This window comes from Methylobacterium goesingense (assembly GCF_022179225.1).
Taxonomy (GTDB): Bacteria; Pseudomonadota; Alphaproteobacteria; order Rhizobiales; family Beijerinckiaceae; genus Methylobacterium; species Methylobacterium goesingense.
On sequence record NZ_BPQL01000074.1, the window covers coordinates 33,610 to 42,236 of the forward strand.

The 8,627-nt window shown below is 72.0% G+C and carries 6 protein-coding genes and 1 pseudogene; 5 read left to right on the forward strand and 2 right to left on the reverse strand.

What is annotated here, in order from left to right:
- Positions 1-2: 2 nt before the first annotated feature.
- On the reverse strand, positions 3-1,016 hold the full coding sequence (locus MFF30_RS14435; RefSeq protein ID WP_238280089.1) for an FAD binding domain-containing protein: 1,014 nt from the start codon (positions 1,014-1,016) through the stop codon (positions 3-5).
- The gene (locus MFF30_RS14440; protein WP_238280090.1) at positions 1,013-1,519 is read right to left on the reverse strand and encodes a (2Fe-2S)-binding protein; all 507 of its coding nucleotides are present in this window, start codon (positions 1,517-1,519) and stop codon (positions 1,013-1,015) included. The genes MFF30_RS14435 and MFF30_RS14440 overlap by 4 nt, the downstream gene beginning before the upstream one ends.
- A 386-nt stretch (positions 1,520-1,905) precedes the next feature.
- Here MFF30_RS14440 and MFF30_RS14445 point away from each other — a divergent pair, with 386 nt between their 5' ends.
- The 5 genes and pseudogenes from MFF30_RS14445 to MFF30_RS14465 all read left to right on the forward strand — a co-directional run.
- Positions 1,906-3,300: a M20/M25/M40 family metallo-hydrolase gene (locus MFF30_RS14445; protein ID WP_238280091.1), complete on the forward strand. Its 1,395-nt coding sequence runs from the start codon at positions 1,906-1,908 to the stop codon at positions 3,298-3,300.
- A 200-nt stretch (positions 3,301-3,500) separates the two neighbouring features.
- The gene (locus MFF30_RS14450) at positions 3,501-4,208 is read left to right on the forward strand and encodes a hypothetical protein (RefSeq protein WP_238280092.1); all 708 of its coding nucleotides are present in this window, start codon (positions 3,501-3,503) and stop codon (positions 4,206-4,208) included.
- Positions 4,205-6,244, forward strand: coding sequence for a glycosyltransferase (locus tag MFF30_RS14455; protein ID WP_306424578.1), 2,040 nt, complete (start codon positions 4,205-4,207; stop codon positions 6,242-6,244). The genes MFF30_RS14450 and MFF30_RS14455 overlap by 4 nt, the downstream gene beginning before the upstream one ends.
- Positions 6,241-8,310: a glycosyltransferase gene (locus MFF30_RS14460; protein ID WP_238280093.1), complete on the forward strand. Its 2,070-nt coding sequence runs from the start codon at positions 6,241-6,243 to the stop codon at positions 8,308-8,310. Before MFF30_RS14455 ends, MFF30_RS14460 begins: the two co-directional genes overlap by 4 nt.
- A pseudogene (locus MFF30_RS14465) lies at positions 8,307-8,627 on the forward strand (hypothetical protein); the annotation flags it as partial. The gene MFF30_RS14460 and the pseudogene MFF30_RS14465, both read left to right, overlap by 4 nt.

Sequence of the window (8,627 nt, forward strand, 5' to 3'; positions counted from 1 at the left end):
CTTCAGGCGATGCGCTTGTCGGACTGAGACTGGGGCGTGCCGGCGGCGGCCTGGGTCAGGCCGCGAATGATGGCGCGCCGCGCGAGTTCGATCTTGAAGCCGTTCTCGGATTGGGGTCGTGCCTCGGCCACCACGATGTTGGCGGCCGCGGCGAAGGTCTCCTGGGTTGCCGGCTTGCCGGCCAGGAAGGCTTCCGCCTGCGCGTCGCGCCAGGGCTTGTGGGCGACGCCGCCCAGCGCGAAGCGCGCGCTCGCGATGGTGTCGCCGTCGAGCCGCATCACGGCGGCCACCGAAACCAGGGCGAAGGCGTAGGAGAGGCGGTCGCGCAGCTTCAGGTAGGTGTGGTGGGCGCCGAAATCCGCGTCGGGCAGATCGACCGCGAGCACGATCTCGTCCGCCCCGAGGGTGGTGTCGCGCTCGGGCGTGTCACCCGGCAGGCGATGGAAGTCGGCGAAGGGGATGGTGCGCTCGCCGCCCGGACCGGCGACCCGGACCGTCGCCTCAAGGGCGGCCAGCGCCACGCACATGTCGGAGGGGTGGGTGGCGATGCAGGACGAGCTCGTCCCGAAGATGGCGTGGATGCGGTTGACTCCGCCGATGGCGGCGCAGCCGGTGCCGGGCTCGCGCTTGTTGCAGGGCGTGGCGTCGTCGTAGAAATAATAGCAGCGGGTGCGCTGCAGCAGGTTGCCGCCGGTGGTGGCGGCGTTGCGCAACTGGCCCGAGGCGCCGGCCAGGATCGCGCTCGACAGCAGCGGATAGCGCGCCTTGACCCGGTCGTCGTAGGCCACCGTGGAATTCGTCACCAGGGCGCCGAGGCTGAGGCCGCCGTCGCGCTCCTCGATCCGGTCGAGGGGAAGCCGGGTGATGTCGACGAGGCGCTCGGGCCGCTCGACGTTGTACTTCATCAGGTCGACGAGGTTCGTGCCGCCGGCGATGAAGCGGGCGTTCGCACCGGACGCGATCGCGCGCACCGCCTCGTCCACGGTGGTGGGGCGGACGTAATCGAAGCGGTTCATTTCGCGACTCCCGCGTGCATCACGTCTTCGATGGCATCGACGATGTTGGTGTAGGCGCCACAGCGGCAGATGTTGCCGCTCATCGCCTCGCGGATCTCGTCCCGCGAGTGGGCGTGCCCCTCGGAGAGCATGCCCACGGCCGAGCAGAGCTGGCCGGGCGTGCAGTAGCCGCACTGGAAGGCGTCGTGCTCGACGAAGGCGGCCTGGAGCGGGTGCAGCCCCTCGATGCCGGCCAAGCCCTCGACGGTGGTGATGCTGGCCCCGTCCTTCATCACCGCCAGGGTCAGGCAGGAATTGATGCGGGTGCCGTTCACCAGCACCGTGCAGGCCCCGCATTGACCGTGGTCGCAGCCCTTCTTGGTGCCGGTGAGGTCGAGATCCTCGCGCAGGAGGTCGAGCAGAGTGGTCCAGGGCGCGACCTGAAGCGACCGGCTCTCGCCGTTGATCGTCAGGGTGATGCCGATGGTGTTCGCAGCATCGGTGGAGCCGCTTTCGATGAGCATGGCGGTATCCGTGGCTTGTGCGGCGCGAGAGGTGCGACGTCGCTGGTCTTCGAGGAAACGCGCGCGGGCTGACGCGGGGAAAAATCATCCGCCCCAGCCCGGTCCACTCGATAACAGTTCCAAAAAGCCGGTGTTCCCGCCGTGCATCGGTATGCCGGGCTCGCGTTCGACGAGAGCACCATTTCACGGGCCGATTTCACCCTCGGATGGGCGAAGGAGCCGGGCCGTCGTTCGGGGTCTCTGGCCTTGGCTCGCTGGCCCAAGGTTGCTTGCCCAAGGTTGCTTGCCAGGGTTGCTTGCCAAGGTTGCTTGCCCAAGGTTGCTTGGCCCAGCCGCCATGGGCTAACCCGGGGGGGCCGCCGCTCGCCTTCGATCAAGGACGCCCGATGACCGCGCTCGCCCCCGTTCTCAACGATATCGACCGCGACCTCGACAACGCCCTGGAGCGGCTCTTCGCCTTCCTGCGCATCCCCTCGATCTCCACCGACCCGGCCTTCGCGCCCCAGTGCCGCGATGCCGCCACCTGGCTCGCCGGCACCCTGACGGCGCTCGGCTTCGAGACCGGGATCCACGAGACCTCCCTGCACCCGGTGGTGCTGGCCCATGCGCCGAAGCCCGGCACCCCGCACGTATTGTTCTACGGACACTACGACGTGCAGCCGGTGGACCCTCTGAACCTCTGGGAGACCCCGCCCTTCGAGCCGCGCATCGCCCTGAACGACAAGGGCGAAAAGAAAATCGTCGGGCGCGGCGCCTCGGACGACAAGGGTCAGGTGATGACCTTCGTGGAGGCCTGCCGAGCCTTCAAGGCGATGGAGGGCGAGTTGCCCTGCGGCGTCACCATCCTGATCGAGGGCGCCGAGGAGAACGGCTCTCAAGGGTTGCCCGAATGGGTCGCGGCCAACCGCGACAAGCTGTCCGCCGACATCGTGCTCGTCTGCGACACCAGCATGTGGAACCCGGCGACGCCCGCCATCACCACCTCCCTGCGCGGCCTCGCGTATTTCGAGGTCAAGGTGACCTGCGCCGACCGCGACCTGCATTCGGGCTTCTTCGGAGGCGCGGCGCGCAACCCGATCCACGTCCTGTCGAAGATCATCGCCGACCTGCACGACGCCGACGGGAAGGTGGCGCTGCCGGGCTTCTACGAGGGCGTGCGCGAGACGCCGCCGGAGGTGCTGGAGCAGTGGCGCGGCCTCGACTTCACGGCAGAGAGTTTTCTCGGGCCCATCGGCCTGTCGGAGCCGGCCGGCGAGCGCGGCCGTATGCTCATCGAGCTGATCCAGTCGCGCCCCGCCTGCGACGTCAACGGCATCATCGGCGGCTATACCGGCGAGGGCACCAAGACGGTGATCGCCGGGCAGGCCAGCGCCAAGGTCTCGTTCCGCCTCGTCGACGACCAGGACCCTGAGCAGCTCGCCCGCACCTTCGAGGCCTTCGTGCGCGAGCGCATCCCCGCCGACTGCTCGGTGGAGGTGATCTGCTACAAGGGCAGCCGCGCCATCAGCCTGCCCTTCGACATGCCCGAACTCGAGACCGCGCGCGCAGCGCTCGCCGAGGAATGGGGCGTGCCCGCCGTGACCATCGGCGCCGGCGGCTCGATTCCCATCGTGGGCGACTTCAAGCGGCTTCTGGACCGCAACACGCTCCTGATCGGCTTCGGCCTCGACGACGACCGCATCCATTCGCCCAACGAGAAGTACGACCTGAACAGCTTCCACAAGGGCACCCGCTCCTGGGCCCGCATCCTCGCGGCTTTCGGGGCGCAGCGGGTGGGCTGAGGCCGGGTCTCACACGGCACCTCTGCGCGGCGCCGACCGGCTCGCCTCCCCCTCGTGGGGAGGCGTTGGGGGTGGGGGTGGCTCCGCTGGCCTCGGCCGGCCGAGGGGCACCCAACCACCCCCACTCCTGACCGTTGCGGCAGGAGAGCCCCCACCCGACACGGGGCAAACGTCCAAAGCGAAATCGACCCCAAGGGCGCATGACAGCCATTCCCGACAGCCGAGACCCTAGCGAAGGCCGCCTGTTCGCGGCCGGCAACGGCGTGCTGGTCTGCCGCTACCCGGTGGCCACCGATCTGCCGATCCCCCTCGGCATCACCGCGCCGGCCGGATTACGCCTGCTCACCTGGGCCTTCACCGGCTTCGGCGGCACCGAGCCCGATCCCGCCGGGCTCCTCGTGCTGCACGACGCGCAGGCCGCCCTCGCCGAGGGCGGCGCCCTGACCCTGGAGACGCATTTTCGCGACGTGGCGATCGCCTGCCCGCGTCCGCGTCCCGTCGCCGAGCTGACGCACCCCGAGCGGGGGGCCCTCGGCGGCGCCGTGCTGGCGGCGGTGACGCCGGAGACCCTCGACGCCCTGGCGACGCTGTTCACCCTGCTGGCGCCGGCCGTCGCGGACGCCCCCGTACCGGCGAACGCCCCGCGCCTCACCCTGGCGCGCGACGGCGACGGCGCCGCGACGCTCAGTGGCGCCAGCGTTCCGAACTACCTGCTGATCCGGGCCCGGACGACCTGGAGCTGCGCCCGCGTCGCCCAGGCCACCCTGCGCTTCGGCCCCGCCCCGGAGGCGAGCCTCACCCTGGCGCCGGCCTGGGGCACCCCGCGGGACGCCCCCGTCGAGGCCGCCCTGCTGCTCGGGGCCGGAACCGCCACGGCCGCCGCTCTGCCGGCCGGGGGCCGCCGGTGAGCGCCCCCGCGATTCTCGTGGTGGCGCCGATGCCGGCCTTCCCCACCAGCGCCGGCAACCGGCGCCGGCTGCTCACCACCTGCACGGCGCTCCAGCGCGGGGGATTCGCCGTCGATCTGGCGTATTACGCGCACGAGGACCAGATCTACCGCCGGTTCGGCCAGCATCCCCCCACCGACGAGGCCGAGGCGGCCGGGCTGTTCCGCCACACCTTCCGGATCGAGCCCCGCGCCACCATCCCGCTCACCACCCGCGCGCGCTGCTTTGCCATCGACGATTGGTGCCCCGAGGCGCTCGACGACTTCGTGGCCTGGTACGGCCAGGCCTACCCCGAGACCCGCGCGATCCTGATGAACTACGTGTTCCTGTCGCGGGCCCTCGGGGCCGTGCCGCCGGGGATGCTCCGGCTCGTCGACACCCACGACCGCTTCGCCGACCGGCAGCGCCAGTACCGCCCGTTCCGGGCCGAGCCGAACTTCTTCTACACCGACCGGGCCGGCGAGGCGGCGGGCCTCGCCCGCGCCGACATCGCCTTGGCGATCCAGTCGGAGGAAGCGGCCTACTTCCGCACGATCACCGACCGCCGCGTCCACCTCCTGCCGCCGCGCTTTCCCGCGCACCGCCCCTTCGCGACCCCGGCGCGCCTCGCCCGCATCGGCTTCATCGGCCACGGCAACGATCCGAACCTGTTCTCGATTCGGCGCTTCGCCGCGGCCTGGTCGGAGGGCTGGACTCCGGACCGGCCCGAACTCGTGATCGCGGGCGAGATCGGCGCCAGCTTCGGGCAGACCCCCGGCCCGGGAATTCGGCTGGCCGGCTACGTGGCGCGGCTGGAGGACTTCTACGACACGGTCGACCTCGTGGTCGCGCCGATGCTGATGGGCAGCGGCCTCAAGATGAAGGTCGCGGAGGCGCTGTCCTTCGGCAAGCCGGTGGTGGGCACGGGCCTCGGCTTCGAGGGCTTCGCCCCGGTCGTGCCGGAGCATCGCGCGCGCACGGCGGAGGAGGTCCGGGCCGCGGTTCTGGCGCTGGTCACGGATGCCGACGCCCTCGCGCGGCTGACCCGGGCCTGCGCCGACCTGCTCGCCGGCTACAACGCGATCGCGGACGCGGCGGAGGCGGACCTGCTGGCGATGCTCGCACAGGACAGCCTCGGACGGCTGGATCGTAGCGACTCCGCTTTCCCGGAAGACGACGGCATCCCTTCATCGCGCGGGCATCGCGGGTTCCCTCTCCTGGAAGGAGAGGGACAGGGTGAGGTGCGTGACCTCTCCGGAGATGGACCACACCTCACCCCGACCCTCTCCTTCCAGGAGAGGGAGCCCGGTGGCGCCTCGTCCGCCGGCCGGCTCCCGGATGCCCAAGCGACGTGGGAAACCGTCACCCTCGCGGGCGGCACCCTGACCCGCGGGACCTCCCTGCGCTCGAACCTGACCGACGATCCCGAGCGCGGCCGGCTCGTGGCGACGGAGCGCGGTCCACCGCCGGGCGCCGGGCGCTATTCCCCGCTCCGGCGACGCTGGTTCGCGAAACCCGGGCCCGGCTCCACCGAGGCCGCGCCCGATGCCGGGCTCGCGGGCCTCGACCTCGCCCTCGCGCCCGAATGGGTGCGCGACCCGCGCCTGCCCACCGCCTTGCGCGCGGAGATCGCGACGCAGCTCGCCGGGATCGCGGCGGATTGGGAGGCCGAGGCGCGCCTCGTCGGACTCACCGGCAGCGGGGCGATCCTCGCCCTGTCGCTCCCACGCCACCTCGTCACCGGCACCCACCCCAATGTCGCCTTCCTCATCGGCGCGCCGACGCGGGCGCTCGTCCTGGAGCGGGTCCTACCCCTGAACGCCGCGCCGGCCCTGGCCTACGCGGCGCGCCGGCCCGACCTGCCCCGCGCCCCGGCCGCCGTGACCTTCGTGGGGTTGACCTGCGCGGGGCTCACGGAGCCGGCGGGGCCGGGGACCATCCTGGTCCTTCACGACGACCTCGTCGGCCGCATCCGGATCGTGGCCGAGGCGCCCGTTCCGCAGGAGAGCCCGCCATGATGGCCGCGCCCGACATCCTCGACGCCCCCTCGGGGCGCAAAGCGGCCCTGGTCGAGGCGGCCCTGATCTGGAACGCCCTGTTCCTTAACGACGTGCGCATCGCGTTCCGCGCGGAATCGGCCCCGACGATCTCCGTGGTGATGGTGTCGCGGGGCGCCCGCCACCTCCTGGCCTGGACCCTGACGAAACTCGCCGCCCAACAGGCCTTCGCGGGCTCGCGCTTCGAGGTCATCCTGGTCGACAATGCCTCGGACCCCGAGACGGCCAAGCTGTTCGGGCGGATCGACGGCGCGCGCATTCTGCGGAACGCCCAGAATGTCGGCTTCGGCCCGGCCTGCAACCAGGGCGCGGCCGAGGCGCGCGGACGCTACCTCCTGTTCCTCAATCCCGACGTCGACCTGATGCCGGGGGCCCTCGACGCCCTGGTGGCGGCGTTCGCGCAGGCCGACGACGTCGGCATCGCGGGCGCGCGGCTCGTCTTTCCCGGCGGCATCCTGCAGGAGGCCGGCGCCGGTTTTCAGGACGACCCGCAGTTGACCCACCCGTACGGGCGGGGCGGGCTCGACCCTTTCGCCCCTGAGGCGTCCTATGCCCGCGACGTCGGCTACGTCTCGGGTGCGGTCCTGATGATCGAGGCCGGGCTGTTCGCCGAACTCGGCGGCTTCGATGACCGTTTCGCGCCGGCCTATTTCGAGGACACGGACCTCTGCCTGCGCTGCCAGCAGGCAGGCCGGCGGGTGGTCTACCAGCCGCGCGCCATCGCGATCCACGTGGAGAACGCCACCAGCGTCCGGCGCTCCGACGTAGAGGCGCTGCTCGACCGGAACCGCGTGCGCTTCCGCGAGCGCCACGGGACCTGGCTGTTCGGGCAGGGACCGCCGCGTAGTGGCTTCGCCCCCCGGGACGACGCGCCCTTCGCCCTGCGGGTCCTCTACGTGGACGACCGGGCGCCGCACCAGGACCTCGGGGCCGGGCTCCCGCGCGCCAACACGATCCTCAACGCCATGGCGGAGCTCGGCTACGCGGTGACGCTCTGCTCGGTCTACGGCGAGCGCGAGGAGCCGGCGGCCACCTACCGCGACCTCTCGGACCGCATCGAGGTGATCGAGCCCTGCGGCCGCGAGGGATTCCGCCGCCTCGTCACGGAACGCGCCGGCTTCTACGACGTGCTCTGGGTCAGCCGGCCGCCCCATATCCGGATGGTCTGCGAGGTCCTGCGGGACCTGGGCCTGACGCCCCGCGACGTCGGGCGCAGCCGCGTGGTGTTCGATTCCGAATCCCTCTACGCCCTACGCGAATTCGTGGTCGACGCCCTCAACGGCCGCCCGGCCTCCGAGCCGGGCCTGGCCCGGGCCTCGGCGGAGGAGATCCGGCAGGCGGCGGCGGCCGACCACGTCGTCTGCGTCTCGGAGGCCGATGCGCGGCTGCTGCGCCGGGCCGGCGTTCCCGACCCGGTGGTGCTCGGCCACGTCCAGGCGCCGGATGTCCGGGCACCGCACGCCGACGCGCCCGGTTTCTCGGCCCGGCGGGGCTTCGTCTTCATCGGCTCGCTCGCCCGCGAGGGCGAGCCCAACATCGATTCCCTCGACTGGTTCTTCGGCCATGTTTGGGAGCGCCTGCGCGCGGCCCTGCCCGACGCGCATCTCACGATCATCGGCACCGTGGCGCCCTCCATCGCCGAGCGCCTGTCCCGCCCCGGCGTTACCGTGCTCGGCCGGGTCGACGACCCGGGGCCGGCGCTGGACGCGGCCCGGGTCGCCCTGGCACCGACGCGCTACGCCGCAGGCCTCCCGCACAAGGTGCTGGAGACCGTGACGCGGGGCCTGCCCGGACTGGTGACGCCGATCCTCGCCGGCCAGATGGGCTGGCCGGACGGGACCGGCTACCGGGTCCGGGACTGGCACGATCCGGAGGGGTTCGCGCGGGGCCTCGTGGACCTTCACGAGGATGCGGACGAATGGGCGCGGGTGCAGCGCGCCGGGCTCGACCAGGTCGGCCGCGAATGCGACGCCGCGGGCTACCGGGCGATCCTGCGCCGACTTTGCGAGGCACCGGTTTTCGCATGACCAGCCCGCTCCGCCTCCGCGTCGTGCGCGCGGCCACCGCCCTGTATCGCCGCCTGACCCTCGGCCGTGTGCCGAAGCTGTTCGACGAAGGCCATTACCGGGCGACTTACCCGGACGTCGCGCGCTCGGGCATCGACTCCTACCTGCACTACGTCCGGCGCGGGGTGGCGGAGGCCCGCGACCCCGCCCCCGACTTCGATACCGCTTTCTATCTCCGCCAGAGCGGCCGGACCCGCCTCGACCCCGTGCGCCACTACCTGCGCGTGGGCGCCAAGGCCGGGCTCGACCCGAACCCGGGCTTGGCGCCCACGCGCAGG

Bases quoted from the DNA above. Each gene is read 5' to 3' on its own strand.
- MFF30_RS14440 (WP_238280090.1), bottom strand. From the start codon at position 1,519: ATGCTCATCGAAAGCGGCTCCACCGATGCTGCGAACACCATCGGCATC.
- MFF30_RS14450 (WP_238280092.1), top strand. From the start codon at position 3,501: ATGACAGCCATTCCCGACAGCCGAGACCCTAGCGAAGGCCGCCTGTTC.
- MFF30_RS14435 (WP_238280089.1), bottom strand. From the start codon at position 1,016: ATGAACCGCTTCGATTACGTCCGCCCCACCACCGTGGACGAGGCGGTG.
- MFF30_RS14460 (WP_238280093.1), top strand. From the start codon at position 6,241: ATGATGGCCGCGCCCGACATCCTCGACGCCCCCTCGGGGCGCAAAGCG.
- MFF30_RS14445 (WP_238280091.1), top strand. From the start codon at position 1,906: ATGACCGCGCTCGCCCCCGTTCTCAACGATATCGACCGCGACCTCGAC.